Here is a 20669-nt window from a genome sequence, read left to right on the forward strand (position 1 = left end):
GAAAGTGACGGGGGCCGCGGCCAGGCGGCCGGTGAGCTGCGCGTCCTCCTCCAGGGCGGCGATCAGCACGGTGCCGCCGACGGTGAGCGGGGTGAACAGCGCGGTGACGGTGAGGTCGAAGGAGACCGGCGAGTGCAGCAGCGCGCGGCCGGCCGCACCGGGGTAGACCAGGGAGGTCCAGCCCAGGTAGTCCACGACGGAGCGGTGCTCGACCACCACGCCCTTGGGCCGGCCGGTGGAGCCGGAGGTGTAGATGACGTACGCCGGGTGGGCGGGCGTCAGGGGCGCGGTGCGGTCGGCGTCGGTGAGGCCGGCGGCCGGCCGGCCCGCCAGGTCCTCCTCGGTGGGCACGAGGTGTTCGGTGCCGGTCTCCGGAAGGGCGGCGGCGGCTTCGCGGGTGGTCACCACCAGGCGGGGGCGGGCGTCGGCGAGCAGGTAGGCGATGCGCTCGGCCGGGTAGGCCGGGTCCACCGGCAGGTAGGCGGCGCCGGACTTCAGGACGGCGAGCAGGGTGACGACGAGCTCGGCCGAGCGGGGCATGGCCACGGCCACCAGCTGCTCGGGTCCCGCTCCGCGGGCGACGAGGAGGCGGGCGAGGCGGTTGGCGCGGGCGTCGAGCTCGGCGTAGGTGAGCTCGGTGCCGGCCGCGTCGGCCAGGGCGACGGCGTCGGGGGTGCGCCGGGCCTGGGCCTCGATCAGCTCGGGCACCACGGCGGTGGAGGCCGGTACGGCGACGCCGCTCGCGGCGGCCGTGATGCGCTCGCTCTCCTGCTCGTCCAGCAGGGCGATCCGGCCGACGGGGGTGTGCGGGGCGGTGACGAAGGTCTCCAGCACGCTGCGCAGCTGCCGGGTCAGGGAGCCGACGAGCGGCTCGGGCAGCAGGTCGGCGCGGTAGTACCAGTTGAGGACGGTGTGCTGCTCGTCCTGCATGACCACCATGCCCAGCGGGTAGTGGTTGTCGCCCTTGGTGTCGACCTCGGACAGGGCCAGGCCGTGGGCCTCCTGCCGGTCGTCGGTGGGGAAGTTCTCGAAGACGACGGCGGTGTCGAAGAGGGTCGGCAGGCCGGCGGTGCGCTGGATGTCGGCCAGGCCCAGGTAGTGGTGGGCGAGCAGGTCCACGCGCCGTTCCTGGACGCGGGAGAGCGTGTGCAGGAGGGAGGCGGCGGGGTCGACCTGCACCCGTACCGGAACGGTGTTGCTGAACAGGCCGACCATCGACTCCACGCCGGGCAGCTCGGCCGGGCGGCCGGAGACGGTCTCGCCGAAGAGCACGTCGTCGCGGCCGGTCAGGCCGGCCAGCACGATGCCCCAGGCGCCCTGGACGACGGCGTTGACGGTCAGTCCGTGGCTGCGGGCGGCCGCGGTCAGGGCGGTGTGCAGCGACTCGGGCAGCTCGTCGGCGATGCGGCCGGGCAGCGCCGCGGGGTGGGCGGCGGCGCCGGGGGCGACGAGGGTGGGCTCCTCGACGCCGGCCAGGGCGGTGCGCCAGGCCTCCTCGGCGGCGGTGCGGTCCTGGGCGGCGAGCCAGGCGAGGTAGTCCTTGTACGGGGCGACCGGCGGCAGCGCGGAGGCGTCGCCGCGCCGCCCGTACAGCTCGAAGAGCTCACCGGCGAGGACCGGCGCCGACCAGCCGTCGAGCAGCAGGTGGTGGGCGGCGAACAGCAGCCGGTGGGTGTCGGGGGCGAGCTTGATGAGGGTGAAGCGCAGCAGGGGCGGGTGCTCGGGGTCGAAGCGGTGGGCGCGCTCGGCGGTCAGCAGCCGGTCGAGTTCGGCACGCTGCTCCTGCTCGCCGAGGTGGGACAGGTCCTGCTCGGCCCAGGGCAGTTCGGCCGCGGCCGGCACCAGCTGGACGGGCGTGCCGTCGGCCGTGCGGTGGAAGCAGGCGCGCAGGCTGGCGTGCCGCTCCAGCAGGGCGGCGACGGCGGCGCGCAGCGCCTCGGTGTCCAGCTCGCCGCGCACGTCCAGGGCGAGGCGGGTGATGTAGACGTCCTCGGCCTGCTGGTCGTACTCGGTGTGGAAGAGCAGGCCCTCCTGCAGCGGGGAGAGCGGCCAGATGTCGCTCAGGTGCGGCTGCGCCTGCTCCAGGCGGCCGATCTCCTCCTGCGTGAGGTCGACCAGCGGCAGGTCGGAGGGGACCAGGCCGCCGGCGGTGGGCTCGGCGGCAGCCTCGACCAGAGTACGCAGCACCGCGAACCACGCCTCGGCCAGCTGCCGCACGTCGTGCTCGGTGAGCAGCTCGCCCGGCCAGGTCCAGGTGGCGGCCAGGCGCGGGCCGTCGGCGTGGGTCTCGGTGACGGCGTTGGCGGTCAGGGCGTACGGCAGCGGGGTGGCCTCGTCGGCGCCGCCGCCCAGGCCGCTCTCCCCCGCCTCGCCGTCGCCGCCGATGCGGCCGAGGTAGTTGAAGCCGATCTGCGGCTCGGGGTACTTGGCGAGCTGCACGGCGGTGCGCGGGTTGAGGTAGCGCAGCAGGCCGAAGCCGATGCCGTTGTCGGGGATGGCCCGCAGCTGCTCCTTGACGGCCTTCAGGGCGCCGACGAGGGCCGTGGGGGTGCCGGCCGCGGCGGCCGCCCCCGGGTCGAGGCGGACGGGGTAGAGACTGGTGAACCAGCCGACGGTGCGCGAGAGGTCGGCGCCGTCGAGGATGTCCTCGCGCCCGTGGCCCTCCAGGCCGACGAGCACGGCGGAGCCCTCGCCCAGGCCGCGGTCGCGGCGCCAGCCGGCGACGGCGACGGCGAGCGCGGTGAGCAGTACGTCGTTGATCTGCGCGGTGAACGCGGCCGGGACGCGGCCGAGCAGCGGCTCGGTGATCTCGGCGGGCAGGTGCACGGTGAGGTGGGCCGCACCGGCGAGGGTGTCGCGCTGCGGGTCGAGCGGGCGGTCGGTCAGCAGCGGGTCCTCGGTGGCCAGGATCTCGCGCCACAGGGGCAGTTCGCGCAGGCGGGCGCTCTCGCCAGCGGCCGCGGTCAGGTGCTGGGCCCAGCGGCGGAAGGAGGTGCCGACGGGCTCGGGGGTGAAGACGGCGTTCCGGGCGGCGGCCTGCAGGGCGGCGGAGACCTCGGGAATCAGGATGCGCCAGGAGACGCCGTCGACGGACAGGTGGTGGACGACCAGCAGCAGCCGGCCGGGCTCGCCCGCCCCGGCGTCCAGCCAGACGGCCTGGACCATGCGGCCGGCCTCGGCGTCGAGCCGCTGCTGGGCGGCGGCGAACTCCCGCTCGGTGGCCGCGCGCAGGGCGTCCGCGTCCAGGCCGGCGACGTCGGCGCGGTGCAGGCACTCGGCGGCGGGGACGCTGCCGGGCGCGGTGATCTCCAGCGTCCACTCGCCGATGTCCTCGATGCGGGTGAGCTTCAGCCGCAGCGCGTCGTGGTGGTCGAGGAAGGTCTGCAGGACGGCGGTGACACGCTCGGTGTCCAGGCCCGCGGGCACCGGCAGCGACATGGCCTGGCTGAAGCGGGGGTCCGGGCCGCTGTGTTCGCTGAACCAGTGGACGATCGGGGTCAGGGGCACCGCGCCGACGCCGTCGGAGGGGGCGCGGCGGCGCGCCGGGGCGGTGGCCTCGGTGGCGACGGCGGCGAGCGCCTCGACGGTCTTGTGGGTGAACACGTCGCGGGGCGTGAAGCGCAGGCCCGCCTTGCGGGCGCGGCTGATGAGCTGGATGGAGCCGATGCTGTCGCCGCCGAGCTCGAAGAAGCTCTGGTCGGCGGCGACCTTCTCCAGGCCGAGGACCTCGGCGAAGAGCGTGGCGAGCAGCTCCTCGCGCGCGCCCTCGGGGGCGCGGCCGGCGGCCGCGGCGAACCGCGGGGCGGGCAGGGCCTTGCGGTCCAGCTTGCCGTTGGCGGTCAGCGGCAGCGCGTCGAGGGCGACGACGAGGGCGGGGACCATGTACTCGGGCAGGACGGCGGCGACGTGCTCGCGCAGGGCGTCGGCGTCCAGCGGACCTGCGGCGGGCACGGCGTAGGCGACGAGCTGCTTGACGCCCGGCTGGGCCTCGTGGGCGACGACGGCGGCCGCCGCGACGGCCTCGTGGCGGGCGAGCACGTTCTCGATCTCGCCGAGCTCGATGCGGAAGCCGCGGATCTTGACCTGGTCGTCGGCGCGGCCGACGAACTCCAGCTGGCCGTCCTCGCCGAGGCGCACCAGGTCGCCGGTGCGGTACATCCGCTCCCCCGGCGCGCCGAACGGGTCGGCGACGAAACGCTCGGAGGTCAGGGCGGGCCGGCCGAGGTAGCCGCGGGCCAGGCCGGCCCCGGCGACGTACAGCTCGCCGGCCGTGCCCTGCGGCACCAGGCGCAGGGCGCCGTCGAGGACGTAGGCGCGGGTGTCGTGCACGGGGGCGCCGATCGGCGGGTTCTGGCCGGTGGCCCGAAGGGGCGTGCTGATGGAGACGGCGACGGTCGACTCGGTGGGGCCGTAGGCGTTGACCATGCGGCGGCCGGGGGCCCAGCGGGCCACGAGCTCCGGCGAGGTGGCGTCGCCGCCGACGATCAGGCAGGCGAAGCCGGGCAGTTCGGCGGCGGGCACGCTGGCGAGCGCGGCCGGCGGGATCAGCGCGTGGGTGACGGCGCGGGTGGCGAGGACGTCGGCGAGCGGCTCGCCGGCCAGCGGCCCGGGCTCCGGTACGACGAGGGTGGCGCCGCTGGTCAGCGCGAGGCACAGCTCCAGGACGGAGGCGTCGAAGCTGGGCGAGGAGAACTGCAGGACGCGGCTGCCCTCGTCCGCGGCGAAGCGCTCGCGCTCGGTGGCGGCGAACGCGGCGAGGCCGGCGTGGGTGACGACGACGCCCTTGGGCACGCCGGTGGAGCCGGAGGTGTAGATGACGTACGCGGGCGAGGCGAGGGAGGGCGGACCGGCGGGGACCGGCGCACCGGCGGCGCCGGCCGGCTCGTCGAGCCGGACCGCCCGGGTGCCGGCGGGCACCGCACCGGCGTACGCGGAGGTGGTCAGGGCCACGGCCGGACGGGCGTCGCCGAACATGAACGCGATGCGCTCGGCCGGGTAGTCGGGGTCGACGGGCAGGTAGGCGGCACCGGCCTTCATCACGGCCAGGGAGGCGACGACCGACTCGACCGAGCGGCCGAGCACGAGGGCCACCGTCTGCTCGGGGCCCACGCCCAGGGCGGCCAGGCGGGCGGCGAGCTCGTCGGTGCGCTCGGCCAGTTCGGCGTAGGTCAGCGAGGTGCCGGCCGCCTCGACGGCGACCGCGTCGGGGGTACGGGCGATCTGGGCGGCGAACAGCTGGGGGAAGGTGGCGGGGGTGACGGCCGGGCCTGCGTCCCGGGCGGCGACCAGACGCTCGCGCTCGCCCTCGGTGAGCAGGTTCAGGCCGGCCACGGTGCGGGCGGGGTCCTCGGTGAGGGTGGTCAGCAGCCGCACCAGGCGGTCGCCGACGACCTCCACCTGCTCGCGGTCGAAGAGGTCGGGGCGGTAGTTCAGCAGCAGCCGCAGCCGTCCCTCGTGGACGTGGGAGACCAGGCACAGCGGGTAGTGGTTGGCGTCCAGGACGTCGAAGCCGTCGATGGTCAGCCCGCCGGCGAGGTCGCGCAGGTCCTGCAGGTCGAAGGGGAAGTTCTCGAACGCCACGTAGGTGTCGAAGAGTTCGGGGTGGCCGGAGAGCCGGTGGATGTCGCGCATGCCGGTGAACTGGTGGGCGGACATCTCCAGGTGCTCGGCCTGCAGCCGGGCCAGGACGTCGCGCAGCGAGTCGCCGTTGTGCAGGCGCACCCGCACCGGGAGGGTGTTGATGAGCATGCCGACCATGCGCTCGACGCCGGGGGCCTCCGGCGGCCGGCCGGAGACGACGGTGCCGAAGACGACGTCGTCGCGGCCGGTGAGCACCGACAGCAGCAGCGCCCACGAGCCGTGCACGGCGCTGGAGAACGTCAGGTCGCTGGAGCGCAGCCGGGCGGAGAGCGCCTCGGTCTCCGCCACCGACAGCTCCACGGCCAGCTGCTCGGGGTGGACGACGGCGCGGCCGGGGTCGGAGGGCACCAGGCGGGTGGGGGCGTCGATGCCGGCGAGGGCCTCCCGCCAGGCGTTCTCGGCGGCCTCGTGGTCCTGCCGGGCGAGGTGGGCGAGGTGCTGGCGGAAGGGCGTGACCGGCGGCAGGACGGAGGTGTCGCCGCCGGCCGCGTAGGTCTCGAAGAGCTCACCGAGCAGGACCGAGGTGGACCAGCCGTCGAGCAGGATGTGGTGGAAGGTGCACAGCAGGCGCCAGGAGTCGTCGGCGAGCCGCAGCAGGCGGTAGCGCATCAGCGGCGGGCGGGCGAGGTCGAAGGGGTGGGCCTTCTCCTCGGCCTGGATGCGGGCGGCCTCGGCCTCGCGCCCGGCGGCGTCGAGGGCGCGCAGGTCGTCCTCCTGCCAGGGCAGGTCGGCCCGCCGGGCGACGACCTGCACGGGCCGGCTCTGCTTGGGGTGCAGGAAGCCCACCCGCAGGTTGGCGTGGCGGTCCAGCAGTGCCTGGGCGGTGGTGCGCAGCGTCGGTGCGTCGAGGCCACCGCCGAGGTCGAGCACGACCTGCACGGTGTAGACGTCGTCGCCGGACTCGTCGTACAGCGCGTGGAAGAGCAGTCCCTCCTGGAGCGGGGAGAGCGGAAGGATGTCCTCGGGACCCGGCTTCGTCATTACAGCGTCCTCCACTCGGCTTCGAGGCCGTCGATCTCGTCTTGGGAAAGCTCCACCAGCGCCAGGTCCGACGGGCTCCAGCCGCCGGCGTCCGGCCGGTCGGCGTGGTCGGTCAGGGCGCGCAGGGCGCGGAAGAAGGTGTCCGCCAGTTCGCGGACGGCGGGTTCGGGCAGCAGCCGGCCGGGCCAGGTCCAGGTGGCCACCAGGCGCGGTCCGTCGGGGTGGTCGTGGACGACCGCGTTGATCTCCAGCAGGTGGGACAGGGGCAGGTCGGCGCCCTCGGCGAGGACCTCGTCGGTCTCGGGGGCCGGGCTCCAGTCGCCGCCGGGGGCCTGGCTGCGGCCCAGGTAGTTGAAGAGCACGTCGGCGGTGGCCAGGGCGGCCAGGCGCGGTGCGGTGTGCGGGTCGAGGTGGCGCAGCACCCCGTGGCCGAGGCCGGCGTCGGGCGCGGCCCGCAGCTGTTCCTTCACGGCGCGCAGGGCCCGGCCGGCCTCGGGGCCGGCGGCCCAGACGTCGTCCCGGTCGGTGACGCCGGTGGCCAGGCGTGCGGGGTGGATGGTGGTGAACCAGCCGACGGTGCGGCTGAGGTCGAGGCCGTCGGCGATGTCCTGCCGGCCGTGGCCCTCGACGTCGACCAGGAGGCCGTCGGTGGCGTCCTGGCCGCGGCGCTCGCGCCAGTGCTCGACGGCCAGGGTCAGGGCGGTCAGCAGCACTTCGTGGACGCCGGCGTTCAGGGCTCCGGGGGCGGTGTGCAGCAGGGGCCCGGTGACGTCGGGCGGCAGGGTGTGGGTCAGGTGGCGGGCGGCGAAGGCGGTGTCGAGCTCCGCGTCCAGCGCGCGGTCGGTCAGCCGCGGGGCGGGCAGGCGCAGGACATCGGCCCACAGCTCGCTCTCGCCCGAGCGCTTGCCGGCCTGCTCGGTGAGCAGCTGCGCCCAGCGGCGCAGCGGGGTGCCGACGGGGGCGAGCTGCGGCGTCTTGCCCTCGGCCGCCGCCTCCCAGGCGGCGCGCAGGTCGGGCAGCAGGACGGTCCAGGAGACGCCGTCGACGACCAGGTGGTGGACGGCCAGCAGCAGGCGCCCGGGTGCCGCTCCGGCGTCGAACCACACGAGTTGGGCCATCACCCCGGCGTCCGGGGCGAGCCGGCCCCAGGCGGCGCGGGCCTCGCGGGCGATCAGGGCGCGCAGGGCGCTGCCGTCGAGGCCGGCGGCGTCCACGCGGTGCACGAGCCCGGCGGCGGCCACGCTGCCGGGCGCGGTGATCTCGTACGTCCAGCGCTCGCCGCCGCGGTCGCGGCGGGTGCGCAGGGCGTCGTGGGTGTCGAGCAGGGCCTGCAGGGCGGTGGCCAGGTGCTCCTCGCCCAGGGCGGGGGGCACCTGGAGCAGGGCCGACTGGTGGAAGGCGTCGGCGTCGCCGCCGCGCTCCTCCAGCCAGCGCATGACGGGCGTGGCGGGCAGCGGGCCGGTGCCGGCCTCCTGCCCGGCCTGTGCCGCCGGCGCCGCCTCGGCGACCGCCGCGGCCAGGGCGGCGACGGTCTTGAGCTCGAAGACCTCCTTCGGGGTCAGCTGCAGGCCCAGCCGGCGGGCGCGGGCGACGAGCTGGATGGAGACGATGCTGTCGCCGCCCAGTTCGAAGAAGCTGTCGTCGACGCCGATCTCCTCGCGCCCGAGGACCTCGGCGAACAGGCCGGCCAGGGTCTCCTCCAGCGCGGTGCGCGGCGCCGCGTCCTGCCGGTCCGTGCCCTCGAACTGCGGGGCGGGCAGGGCCCTGCGGTCGAGCTTGCCGTTGGGGGTGAGCGGCAGGTCGTCCAGGACGACGACGGCGGCCGGCACCATGTGGGCGGGCAGCGGGCCCGCGGCGTGGGCGAGGACGCCGGCCGCGTCGAGGGCGGCGCCCTCGGCGGGCACGACGTAGCCGACGAGCTGCTTGTGGCCGGGGGTGTCCTCGCGCACGGTGGCGGCGGCGCGCGAGACGCCGGGGTGGCGGGCCAGGACGGCCTCGACCTCGCCGAGTTCGATGCGGAAGCCGTGCAGCTTGATCTGGTCGTCGGTGCGGCCGAGGTACTCCAGCTCGCCGTCGGCGCGCCAGCGCCCCACGTCGCCGGTGCGGTACATGCGGGCGCCGGGCGGGCCGTAGGGGTCGGCGACGAACCGCTCGGCGGTCAGGGCGGGCCGGCCCAGGTAGCCGCGGGCCAGCTGGCCGCCGCCGATGTAGATCTCGCCCGCCACGCCCGGCGGCAGCGGCTTGAGGGCCGCGTCCAGGACATGGATGGTGGAGTTCCACATGGGCCGGCCGATGGGCACCGGGCCGCCGGGGACGTCCTCGTCCGGTCCGATGCGGTACTCCACGCAGCCGACGGTGGCCTCGGTCGGGCCGTACTCGTTGACGACCGTGATCCCGGGCCGCACCCGGCGCAGCTCGTCCACGACCTCGCCCAGCAGCATCTCGCCGCCGACGACGAGTTCGCCGGTGGGGGCGAACTCCTCGGGCAGCACGCCCAGCAGGGCCAGGTGGGAGGGGGTGGCCTTGAGGAAGGCCGGGCGCGGCGCGCCGGTGCCGGGGCCCTCCAGAGCACTGACGCGCACCTGGCCGCCGGTGATCAGCGGGGCGTACAGGGCGGTGACGGTCAGGTCGAAGGAGACCGGCGAGTGCAGCAGGGCGCCGCCGGCCACCGACGGGTAGCGCTCGCGGGCGTATTGGAGGTAGACGGCCACCGACCGGTGGGTCACCACGACGCCCTTGGGGCGGCCGGTGGAGCCGGAGGTGTAGATGACGTACGCCGGGTGGTCGAGGCCGAGCGGCCGGGTGCGGTCGGCGTCGCGCACGTCGTGGCCGGGTGCGGCGTGCTCGGCGGTCACGTCGAGGACGGGCAGGCCGGCGGGGACGGCGTCGCGGGTGGCGGGGGCGGCCACGACGAGGGCCGGGGCGGAGTCGGTGAGCATGTAGGCGACGCGCTCGGCCGGGTAGTCGGGGTCGACGGGGACGTAGGCGGCACCGGACTTCAGGACCGCGAGCAGCGCGACGACCAGGTCGGCCGAGCGGGGCAGCAGCACCGCGACGCGCTCCTCGGGGCCGGCGCCGGCGGCGATCAGCGCGTGCGCGAGCCGGTTGGCGCGGGCGTTGAGCTCGGCGTACGTCCAGGTGTGCGCGCCCTCGGCGAGGGCGGGGGCGCCGGGGGTGCGGGCGGCCTGCGCCTCGAAGAGGACGGGCAGCGCCGCCTCGGGCTCCACCACGGGGGCGCGGTTGAACTCGCGGGTGACCTGGTGGCGTTCGCCGGCGGTCAGCACGTCGATGTCGGCGAGGCGGGTGCCGGTGTCGGCGGTGAAGGCCTCCAGCACCCGCACCAGGCGGCCGCTCATCGCCTCGATGGTGGCCCGGTCGAACAGGTCGGTGCTGTACTCCAGGCGCCCGCCGATGCCGGCCGGGGCCTCGTGGCCGGCGGACCGCTCGTCGAGGCCGAACAGCAGGTCGATCTTGGTGACGCCGGGGTCGACCTGCTGGGGGGTCGCGACCAGGCCCGGCAGCTCCAGCGTGGACTCGGCCGGGGTCTGGACGTCCATCATGACCTGGAACAGCGGGTTGCGGGCCAGGGAGCGCTCGGGGTTGAGCGCCTCGACGAGCCGCTCGAAGGGCACGTCCTGGTGGGCGTGGGCGGCCAGCGCCATCTCGCGGGCCCGGTCGATCAGTTCGGCGACGGTGGGGTTGCCGGAGACGTCGTTGCGGTAGACGACGGTGTTGACGAAGCAGCCGACGAGGTCGTCCAGGCGGGTGTCGCCGCGGCCGGCGACGGCGCTGCCCAGCGGGATGTCGGTGCCGGCGCCGAGCTTGCTCAGCAGGACGGCCACCGCGCTCTGCAGCACCATGAACAGGCTCGCGCCGCGGGCGCGGGCCAGCTCGGCGAGGCGGCCGTGCAGGGCCGGGGGGATCTCGAAGCGGACGATGTCGCCGCGCTGGCTCGGCACGCTCGGCCGGGGCCGGTCCAGCGGCAGGTCGAGCTCCTCGGGCAGGCCGGCGAGGGTGCGCGTCCAGTGCGCGAGCTGCCGGCCCAGGGGGCTGTCGGGGTCGCCGTCGTCGCCGAGGACCTCGTGCTGCCAGAGCGTGTAGTCGGCGTACTGCACGGGCAGCGGCGCGAACTGCGGGGCCCTTCCGTCCGTACGGGCGGTGTAGGCGCGGCCCAGGTCGCGGGCGAGGGGGGCCAGCGACAGCCCGTCGGCGACGATGTGGTGCAGCACGACGAGCAGGACGTGGTCGTCGGGGCCGAGGACCAGCAGCCGGGGGCGTACGGCGAGGCCGGCGGTGAGGTCGAAGCCCTCGGCGACGACCTCGGCGACGGTGGCGTCGAGGTCGGCGGGGTCGGTGGCCCGCTCCTGCAGCGCGACCCGGCGGGCGGCGTCCTGCGGGGAGAGGATCTCCTGCCGGGGGCGGCCGTCGGTCTCGGGGAAGTAGGTGCGCAGCGACTCGTGCCGGGTGAGGACGTCCTCGACGGCGCGGGCGAGCGCGGTGCGGTCCAGGCGGCCGGTGAGCCGCAGGGCCAGGCCCATGTTGTAGGCGCCGGAGGGGCCCTGGAGGCGGTTGACCAGCCACAGCCGCTGCTGGGTGAGGGAGAGCGGCAGCGCGGCCGGGCGGGCCAGCGGCGCGAGCGGCAGCCGGCGGGTGCCGGAGCCGTCCAGGAGGGCGAGCAGGCCCGCGGGGGTGGGCGACTCGAAGACGGCGCGGATGGACAGCTCGGTGCCGAACTCCTCGCGGATGCGGCCGAGCAGGCGGATGGCGGTCAGGGAGTGCCCGCCCAGCTCGAAGAAGTTGTCGTCCATGCCGACCCGGTCGGCCTTGAGCACCTCGGCCAGCAGGGCGCACAGGGCTTCCTCGCGCGCAGTGCCGGGGGCGCGGTAGGCGGCGCGCGCGCCCGTCGTGCTCTCCTGCGCGGGCCGCTGTGCCGGTGGCGTCCACTGCGCGGGGACGGCCAGCGGGACGCTCTCCAGCGCGGCGCCCGGCTCACTGGCGGCGAGGGCCGCGAGGAAGCCGGTGAGCGCCTCGCCGTGGGCGGCGACGGCCTGGGGGGTGTAGAGGTCGGCGTTGGCGTGGAAGTCGATCAGGAAGCCGTCACCGGGGGCGCGGTTGTCGACGATCAGGGAGAGGTCCTCCTCCGGGCCGACCGAGAAGCCGCGGACGGTGGCCGGGTGGCCGGCGAAGTCCAGCGGCTCGCCGTACATGATCAGGTTGACCTCGGGGCCCCAGAGCCGCTTGCGGTCGCCGACCAGGCCGAGGTCGCGGTGGATGTCCTCGTAGCGGTAGCGCTGGTGGCGCAGGGCGCCGTGCAGCTCGTCGCTGACCGCGCGCAGGAAGTCCGCGACGGTGGCGTCCGGGCGGGGGCGCACGCGCACGGGCAGGGCGTTGGAGACCATGCCGGGGGTGCGCCGGGCCGCCTCGCCGCTGCGGGCGGCGGCCGCCAGGCCCAGGACGATGTCGTCGGCGCCGGTGAGGCGGTGCAGGTAGCCGGCGATGCCGGCGACGACCACGGCCGGCCAGCTGACGCGCACCTCGCGGGCGAGGTCGCGCAGGGCCTCGGCGACGGCGCCGTCGACCTCGCCGGCCTGCCGCACGTGGTCGGTGGGCACGCGCTCGGGGCGCGGGGCCAGGCTCACCGGCTCGCCGGCGCCGGCCAGGCGCCCGGTCCAGAACTGCCCGTCGAGGGCGAACTGCTGCGATGCGCGGTAGGCGGCGTCCTGCTCGACCAGGTCGCGCAGGGTGCCGAAGCTGCCGGGCAGGGCGGTGCGCCCGGTGGCCAGGGCGGTGTAGAGGGCGGCGACCCGGCCGGCGATCAGCGACCAGCTGTAGCCGTCGACGAGGGCGTGGTGCACCTTGCTGAACCACGTCCAGCGCTCGCGGCCGAGCTTGATCAGCGCGAAGGTGAACAGCGGCCCGGCCTTCAGGTCGACCGGCGCCGCCACCCGCTCCCGCATCCATTCCTCGGCCGCGGCCGCAGGGTCGGGGCGGTCACTGACGTCCAGGCTGTGCAACTGCCAATCCAGCTCGGGCAGTACGGTCTGCAGCGGTCCGTCGGGACCGTCGTGGAAACGCACGCGCAGCGCGTCGGTCTCGTCGACCGTCCGGCGCAGGGCGGCGCCGAAGGCGGCCGCATCGACCTCGCCCGCGATCTCCACGCATTCCGCGATGGAGTACATCGGGTTTTCCGGGTTCACCTGCTGGGCCAGCCACATTCCGTACTGAGCGGCCGTCAGTGGCAATTGGAGTCCATTCCGATCGGCCATGTGCCATTCACTCCGATTGATGAGACGCATCGACGACCCGGCCCACGCTACGGATCAAGTCGGAGTGCTCCCCGAGCTCATGGAAAACTTCGATCCGCCGCTGCTCCGCCATCGAAGAATTCGCATCGACCTGTACAGGAACGAAAAACGCGCGTGCCCCGCCGGGGGAAGCGGGGCACGCGCAGGGATGCGTCCGGTGGGCTCGGGGGTTACCCGGCCGGATGCAGACGGACGGGCAGGGCGCTGTAGCCGTGCAGGAAGTTGGAGTGGATGGGCCGGGCCGCTCCGCCCGGCTCGGCGTGGGCAACGTGGGTGCGCAGCGCCGTCAGCAGCGCGTGGATCTCGGCCCGGCCCAGGTAGGCGCCGAGGCAGAAGTGCGGCCCGTAGCCGAAGGAGACGTGCTTGTTGGGCGTGCGGCCGAGGTCGAAGACCCCGGGGTCGGCGAAGACCTCCTCGTCGTAGTTGGCCGAGCTGTTCCAGAGGGTGACCACGTCGCCCGCCCGGATCGTCCGGCCGCCGATCTCCACGTCGGCCACGGCGCGCCGGCCGAAGTGCATGGCCGGGGTCACCCAGCGCAGCACCTCCTCGACGGCGGTGTCCACCTCCACCTCTCCGCTGCGCAGCCGGCGCCACTGCTCCGGGTGCTGCATCAGCTCGTGCAGCGCGCAGATCATCGACAGCCGGCTGGTCTCGTCGCCGCCGATGATGACGCTGTAGCAGTTGAAGACGATCTCCTGCTCGGTCAGCGGCTCCCCGTCGATCTGCGCGGTGGCCAGCACGCTGACCACGTCCTCGCGGGGGTCCTCCCGGCGCTCGTCGGCCAGTTCGGAGAAGTACAGCAGCAGCTCGTTGCGGGCGACCACGGCCTCCTCGGCCGACTGGCCGGCCTCCTCCGAGCTGAGCGCCTGCTTCGTCAGCGACAGCAGGTAGCTGCGGTCGGCGGCGGGCACGCCCAGCAGGTCGGCGATGGTGGCCATCGGGATGTGCTCGGCGACGTCGCGCGCGAAGTCGCACTCGCCCCGGGCCACGGCCTGCCGCACCAGCCGGTCGGCCCGGGCCCGGACCCCGTCGACCACCGGCTGCAGCACCCGCGGCGCGAACGCCTTGAGCAGCAGGTTGCGCAGCTCCCGGTGGCGCCGGCCGTCGGTGACGGCCAGCATCTGCCCGGCGGCGGAGTCGCCGCCCTCCAGGAGGGTGGCGAGGACGTTGCCGCGCTCGGAGGTGAAGTTCTTGTTGTCCCGGTAGACGGCCATCACGTCGTGGTACCGCGAGAGCACCCAGAAGCCGGGCACCTGCCGGCCCTCCACCGGATGCCAGTGCACCGGGCGCTCGGCGCGGAACCGCTGCCACATGGCGCGCAGTTCCTCCTTCGGCCGCAGGAACGTCTGCGGATCGGTGAGATCGGCCAGAGCGGTCAGGTCGGTCGGATCGGTGGCGGTGAGGGTCATCTCACGCCTCGCGCCGGGTCATCGCGACGAGCACCTTGCGCTCACCGGTGAAGGGCCTGCGGCCGTGCGAGGTGAGGATGTTGTCGATCATCAGCACGTCGCCGGTGTCCCACGGCTCGGCGAGGGTCGTCTCGGCGTAGACGCCCTGGATGGCGGCCAGCTCGTCCTGGGTGATCGGCGTGCCGTCGCCCAGGTAGGCGTTGCGGGGCAGCCCGTCCTCGCCGCAGATCTCCAGCAGGCCCTCGCGCACGGCCTCCGGCAGGGCGCCGACGTGGAAGAGGTGGGCCTGGTTGAACCAGACCTTGCGGCCGGTGACGGGGTGCACGGCGGTGGCCGGGCGCCGCTGGCGGGTGCGCAGCAGGTCCCCGTCCCAGGCCGTCTCGATGCCCTGGGCGGCGCAGTAGCTCTCCACCTGCGCCTTGTCGTCGGTCTGGAAGCCCTCCTGCCAGGACAGGCCCATGCCGGTGCGGTAGGTGCGGGTGTAGAGGATGCCCTTGTCCTCGAACCGGGCGACGAGGTCGGCCGGCAGCCGCTCGAGCACCGCGGCGCTGTCGGCGACCGGAGTCTCGCCGCCGGTGGCGGCCGCGAGCGCGCAGAAGAAGAAGACGTTGTGCGGCCAGTTGTTCGAGTAGGCGCTCTCGTTGTGCTGCGGGATGCTCTGGTCGGCGGGGTACTCGGTGGAGGTGTACACCTTGCCGGTGACCCGGCTGCGCGGGGTGGAGCGCTCGTTGTACTCCAGGGTACGGCCGCCGACCTCCTCGGCGATCTGGGCGAGTTCGGCCTGCTCGGCCAGCCCGCTGCCCTTCACCATCACCGCGGCGTGCCGGTACATCGCCGACCGCAGGGCGGCGGCGTTGGCCGTGAACCACGCCCTGTGGTCGCCGCCGTGACGCGGGCTCACGCGGACCAGGCGGGTGCCGTGGTGCTCCAGCAGTTCGACGGAGGCGTCGGTGAAGGACTGGTCGAGGTCGAAGTCGGTGCGGATGGTCGTCGTCATTCCTGCTCCACGTCCAGGCTGTAGCCGTTGATGCTCGTGTGGTTGACCGGGTCGCCGGCCGCGTACTCGTAGGGGTTGAGGAAGGGACCGCCGGAGACCGGGGCCGAGAAACGGCCGAAGGAGGTGTTGAAGACCCGGGTGTCCAGCACGACGTTGTAGAGCGCGCCCTGGTGCTCGGTGCCGACCCGGTAGCGACCGAGCCAGCCGTAGTCGAAGTCACCGGGAAGGTTGTCCGGCACCCGGCGGGCGTCGGTGGTGCCGTCCGGTGCAAGCGGTTCGCCGTAGAGCCCGTACTGGTACACGTCCCCCACCTGGCGGCCGTCGCCGCCCGTGACCAGGACGATGTCACCACGGACGGCCGGGTGGTTCCAGGTGGTGCGGCCGCCGCGGTACGCCTTCTGCGCAACCGAGACGATCACGCCGCCGGGCAGGTCGACCACTCGGGTCAGCGCCCGCTTGTCCGCCCCCAGCACCAGGTCGACGGGGGACGCGGCCATGCCGGTGTGGCCGTAGTACAGCGTGGAGTCCCCCTGTGCCGTGCGGGTGGCGCGCGCCAGCAGGTGGTCCGCCATGTCCTGGGTGTAGGTCACCTCCGCCGCCCCGTCGCCGGTGACGGCCGCGCCGCGGTAGCGCTCGGCGGCGTCCTGGCGCTGCGTGAGCTTCCGTCCGTCGCCGGTGGTGTACCCGGTGAGGTGGCCGTTGAGGGCGTAGGTCATGCCGGTCAGGGGGCGGTCACCGGTGGTGGCCAGCAGCCGGTCGGCGTCGTCGTAGCAGTAGCCCGTGACGGTGGTGCCCTTGGCGGTGCGCTCGGTCCGGGTGATCACATTGCCGTTGGCACCGGCGTTGGCGCGGGTGCCCTTGGGGCAGTCCGCGGAAGCGGGCGAGGTGAAGTCCAGCCGGTACTCCCGCCCGCCGGTGCGCGCCTGGACCAGGCGGCCGGCCGCGTCGTAGCGGAAGTCCGTTCCGTTGCTGCCGGCGGGGTCACCGGGAGCGTGCTCGGCGACGACGGCGCCGGACCGGGAGCGGGTCACCTTGTCGGTCACCGTGCGGCCGTCGGACAGGGTCCAGCTCTTGGCGGTGATCCGGCCGGCCTCGTCGCGGTCCACGGACAGCCGGGTGGAGTTGCCGTACTGCACGCGCTGCAGCGCACCGGCGGGGTCGTACTCGGCAGTGGCCAGTCGCTGCCCGTTCAGCGCAACGGCGAGGACGCGGCCGGCGGCGTCGTAACGGACCTGCTTGACCTGGGCCGCGTCGGCGGAGGACGGCGGAACGACCCGCTCGGTCTCCGGCCGGCCGGCCCGGTCGTAGGAGGTCTCGGTGCGGGTGCCCAGGCCGTCGGTGTACCGGACGGTGCGGCCCAGCAGGTCGACGGTGTTGACCATGGCGACGTCGCGCGTGTCGGCCCGCGTGGTCAGCGGGTCGCCGCCGTAAGCGGTGTCGTAACGCACCGTCCAGGCGGGCAGGCTGCTGTTGCCCGGCATGTCCATCCGGCTGATCCGGCCGCGCGCGTCGTAGCTGACGCAGGTCCACTCGGCGCCGCCGAAGTTGACGGCGGCGGGCAGGCCGCGCTCGTTGTAGACGAACTTCTCCACCCTGGCCGTGCCGGTGGCTGATTCAGGCAGCGCCACGGAACGGGGCAGGCCGCGCTGGGGCACCGGGTCACCGTTCCTGGTGCAGGGGTCTGCCGCCTTCTCGTCGGGACCGTAGGCGGTGAAGGTCTGCCGGGTGCCGTCCGGCTGCACCTTGGCGGTGGGCCGGAAGGCGGCGTCGAACTCGAAACCGGTGGTCAGCGCCAGGCCGCCGGGGTCCACGACGGTGGCGGTGGGCAGCCCGGCCTCGCCGAGCCGTGTCTCGACGACCTGGTGGGGCACCCCGTCGCTGTCGGCACGCTCGGTGGTCGTGCCGGCCGGGCCGTAGACCGTGGTCTGTGCGGGAACCTTGGCACAGCCGCCGGGGGCGGGATCCAGCAGGCGCAGGTCCGCACCGAAGCACGTGGCGGGGCCCGGCCCGTACGAGCCGGTGGGCAGGCCCGCCTCGTTGTACACCGTGGTCGTCATCCGCCCGCCGGCGTCCGTGCGGAAGGCGGGCTGATCGGCAGCGGTCCAGGAGAAGCGGGTCGTGCGCCCGGTGCCGTCGGTGTCGGTCAGCAGACGGCCGGACGCGTCGTGGGTCACCTTGCGGTTCCAGCCCTGCGGCGTGGCCGCACCGGTGACCGTGACCTCGGCCGAGCCGGCGGCGATGCGGTAGGTGTGCTGGGGCCGCTGGTCCGTGCGACCGGGCCGGCCCTGCGGGTCGGGACCGGTGACCGAGCTCGCGGTGGCGGAACCGGCGGCGTAGTCGATCAGGTACCGGGCGGCGTCGGTGTCGCGCCGCCCCCGGTCCACGGCGATCCAGTCCATCACGAGCGGGGGCCGCACGGCGGTCAGCCGGTGGTCGGCGGAGAAGCCGAGATCGGTGATCTCGTCACCGGGGTTGATGATGCGGCTGAGCTTGCCGTCGCGGTAGACGAGCCGGGTGGTGCCCGCGCCGGGCACGGTGACGGCGCACACGTAGCCCGCAGGCGCACCGCTGCCGTCCGCGCACGTGCGGTCGCCGCCGAAGGCGAACGTCACCCCGGTGTCCGCGGTGGCGGCAAGGCCGGCCCGCTGCCGCTCGGGGCCGCCGACGGCGGAGCCCCGCGCCGCTGAGGTGCGGCCTCGTGTGCCCGCGGCATGGTCGTCGCTCTGCGCACGTGGCACGACCGGCGCCGCTCCGGCACCGGCGAGGGCGGCGCCTGCTGCCGGCACGGGCACGGCCGGCGCCGCTCCGGCGGCAGCCGCAAGGGCAGTGCCGCCCGGGAGGGAAGAGGCTGCCGCTGCGTTCGTGCGGGGTGCGCCCCCGGCGCCGGGGGCGGCGGATGCAGGGCCCGCGGCCGCCGCGGGCGGCGGAGTGACCGTCCAGCCCGGCGGCAGGATTGCCCCGGACGGCTGCAGCCAGGACGCCGGTACGGGAGCACTGCGGCCCGCACCCGAGGCCCAAAGAGCCGCCTGTCCGCCGCCGGCGTGGCGGCGGTACTCGACCACCAGGTCGTGGTCGCGGCCGGCCGTGAGCACGACCTGCCGGCCGTACGACACCCTGCCGCCGGTGCCCTTGCCGCGCCAGTCGTCGAGGACGGGCTTGCCGTCGACCAGGATCCGCACGCCGCCGTCGAAGGTTCCGCCCAGGCGGAACGTGCCGCCGGCGGGCACCCGCAGTCTGCCGCTCCAGCGGACGCGGAACGCAGCACCGGGTTCGGCGCCCGGGTAGGCCGCCTGACCGGCGTCCCAGCGGAAGTCGGGCCGGGCGTCGGTGCGCACGGCCGCCGGCTTCTCGCCGGCGCCGATCCCCGACTCGGCGTCACCCGCGTAGTACGAGCCGGTCAGTCCGGCCGAGGCGCCTGCGGCCTGGGAGTTGTAGGAGAAGGTGGCGCCCAGCGGCCCGGCGCCGGTGTTCACCTGCGGTGTGGCCACGGACAGCGAGACGTTGCCGGTGGCCAGGCCGACCGTGACCGGACCGAGCGTGTCGCCTGTCACGGGCCCGCCCGGTGCGGGCGCGCCCAGCCGCTGGTTGACGGTGAAGGACCGTGCCGGGGCGTCGTGACTCACCCGCCCGGAACGGTCCTTGGCCCGGACGGTCCACCGGTAGGCGCCGCCGTCCTTGAGCAGGCCCGCGGGCACCCGCCAACGCGGGGAACGCAGCCAGCCGGAGGAGGTCACCTGTCCACTGCGCGGACCGTCGCCGGTACCGATGACGAATTCGTAGGACACGGCGCCCGAGGGGCGTCCGGCCGCCAGCTCGGGCCGGACGTCGGCCAGCACGGCCCCGTCCGCCGGCCCGGACGGCGCCGGCGCGGTGGTGCCGCCGGCAGCCGCCGTGACCGGGGCGGCGTCGAAGGATCCCTCCGGCCAGGCCGGAGCGGTCGGTGCACCGGCAGCCGTGGGCAGCATGGCCACCCGAGTGGGGGCACCGCCGACCGGTGCCCGTGCCGACCCGGGGGCCTGTGCCCCGAGCAGCGTGCCGGAAAGCGCCGCGGTCACCGCGGTCGCCACCAGCGCTCTACGTCTTCCGGCGTGAGCCATGAGCACTCACCACTCCAAACACCTGGAACCGAAGGGGGGTTGTATTCGTCCAGATGCTGACAGCGGCCGATTCCCACGGCGAAGTCCGCAGTGAATCTTTCGATACGGTCCGGTGGTTCACCGCTGCTTTCTGCGGATACGGTGCTCACCGTGACCATTCGCATACTTCTCGCCGACGACCAGGAAGCCGTTCGTGTCGGTTTCCGGTTGATTCTGGATTCGCAGCCCGACATGGAGGTGGTGGGCGAGGCCGCGGACGGCCTGCAGGCCGTCGAACTCGCCTGCCGGCTCCGCCCGGACGTGGTGCTGGCCGACATCCGCATGCCCCGTCTGGACGGCTTGGAGGTCACCCGCCGGCTGGCGGGCCCCGGGGTCGCCGACCCGCTGCGGGTCGTGGTGGTGACCACCTTCGACCTCGACGAATACGTGCACACGGCCCTGCACAACGGTGCCTGTGGCTTTCTGCTGAAGCGGTCCGGGCCGGCCCTGCTGGTGGAGGCGGTGCGGGCCGCGGTGGCCGGCGACACCATGATCAGCCCGTCCGTCACCGTACGGCTGCTGAAGCACCTTCAAAGCCCCGCCCGTCATCAGGTCGCTCAGCCGCACGAAGCGCTGACGGAACGGGAGACGGAAATCGCCCGGCTGGTGGCGAAGGGGCTCACCAACGCGGAGATCGGCAGCGAGTTGTTCATTTCGGCCGGTACCGCGAAGACCCACATCGCGAACATCCAGCGCAAGCTCGACGTGCGCAATCGGGTGGGCATCGCGGCCTGGGTGTGGGACAGCGGCCTGGCGAACTGACGTCGGCCAGGCCGCGCCTCACGCGGCGCAGACTCCCTTCATGCTGTCGATCAGGGCCAGAACGGCCCGGGCCGATGGCAGGATCATGCGCCCTTCACGAGTGAGCCGGGCACCTGTCGAATCGCGGACGAAGAGTTTGGTGCCCAGCATCTGCTCCAGGCACTTGATCTGGTAACTGATGGCGGGCTGCGAATATCCCAGTACCTTTGCGGCCTGGTCCATCCTGCCGATCTCCGCCACGGAGACGAAAGCCCGGAACTCCCGCTCGTGCATCTGGCCCCCTGTCTTGAGCGGACCCCGACCGGGTCGGCAAGATTGCCGGCGTACCGGATACGGGGCCATGAATTCCCTTCCATGTCAGCTCACTTGCCGGTGCGGAGCAATGGATGATGCAGGAAGCTGCCGTCCGGCGTCCGGCGGACACCGAAGCGCCCCCGCG

General features: G+C 74.5%; 7 protein-coding genes (1 of these 7 cut by a window edge). 1 reads left to right on the top strand and 6 read right to left on the bottom strand.

All coding sequences use genetic code 11. The annotated features are described in order from the left end of the window. The 5 genes from ABD361_RS06380 to ABD361_RS06400 all read right to left on the bottom strand — a co-directional run. Positions 1-6621, bottom strand: partial view of an amino acid adenylation domain-containing protein gene (locus ABD361_RS06380; RefSeq protein WP_344433780.1) — the beginning only. The gene continues 8880 nt to the left of window position 1, outside the view; 6621 of the gene's 15501 nt are visible here — the first part of the coding sequence; its start codon is at positions 6619-6621; the stop codon falls past the left edge of the window. Next, entirely contained in the window at positions 6621-12887 is a 6267-nt protein-coding gene (locus tag ABD361_RS06385; protein ID WP_344433781.1) for an amino acid adenylation domain-containing protein, read from the bottom strand. The genes ABD361_RS06380 and ABD361_RS06385 overlap by 1 nt, the downstream gene beginning before the upstream one ends. A 209-nt stretch (positions 12888-13096) precedes the next feature. Continuing rightward, positions 13097-14335, bottom strand: a complete 1239-nt coding sequence (locus tag ABD361_RS06390; RefSeq protein WP_344433782.1) for a cytochrome P450 — start codon at positions 14333-14335, stop codon at positions 13097-13099. Between the two features lies 1 nt (position 14336). Continuing rightward, positions 14337-15332: a TauD/TfdA family dioxygenase gene (locus ABD361_RS06395; RefSeq protein WP_344433783.1), complete on the bottom strand. Its 996-nt coding sequence runs from the start codon at positions 15330-15332 to the stop codon at positions 14337-14339. Further along, a complete protein-coding gene (locus tag ABD361_RS06400) occupies positions 15329-19297 on the bottom strand; it encodes a PA14 domain-containing protein (RefSeq protein ID WP_344433784.1) in 3969 nt (1322 codons plus the stop codon). The genes ABD361_RS06395 and ABD361_RS06400 overlap by 4 nt, the downstream gene beginning before the upstream one ends. Positions 19298-19579: 282 nt before the next feature. On the opposite strand from ABD361_RS06400, the gene ABD361_RS06405 reads away from it, so the two are divergent. Beyond that, entirely contained in the window at positions 19580-20230 is a 651-nt protein-coding gene (locus ABD361_RS06405; protein ID WP_344433785.1) for a response regulator, read from the top strand. 18 nt (positions 20231-20248) lie between these two features. On the opposite strand, the gene ABD361_RS06410 is transcribed toward ABD361_RS06405, so the two are convergent. After that, positions 20249-20503 carry a LysR family transcriptional regulator gene (locus tag ABD361_RS06410; RefSeq protein ID WP_344433786.1) on the bottom strand — a complete coding sequence of 85 codons (255 nt, stop codon included), beginning with the start codon at positions 20501-20503 and terminating at the stop codon, positions 20249-20251. Positions 20504-20669: the final 166 nt, after the last annotated feature.

Origin of the sequence: Streptomyces luteosporeus (assembly GCF_039532865.1) — a bacterium.
Classification (GTDB): domain Bacteria; phylum Actinomycetota; class Actinomycetes; order Streptomycetales; family Streptomycetaceae; genus Streptomyces; species Streptomyces luteosporeus.

Coding starts and splice junctions, on each gene's coding strand:
- ABD361_RS06385 (WP_344433781.1), bottom strand. CDS start 12,887: ATGGCCGATCGGAATGGACTCCAATTGCCACTGACGGCCGCTCAGTAC.
- ABD361_RS06390 (WP_344433782.1), bottom strand. CDS start 14,335: ATGACCCTCACCGCCACCGATCCGACCGACCTGACCGCTCTGGCCGAT.
- ABD361_RS06395 (WP_344433783.1), bottom strand. CDS start 15,332: ATGACGACGACCATCCGCACCGACTTCGACCTCGACCAGTCCTTCACC.
- ABD361_RS06400 (WP_344433784.1), bottom strand. CDS start 19,297: ATGCTGCCCACGGCTGCCGGTGCACCGACCGCTCCGGCCTGGCCGGAG.
- ABD361_RS06410 (WP_344433786.1), bottom strand. CDS start 20,503: ATGCACGAGCGGGAGTTCCGGGCTTTCGTCTCCGTGGCGGAGATCGGC.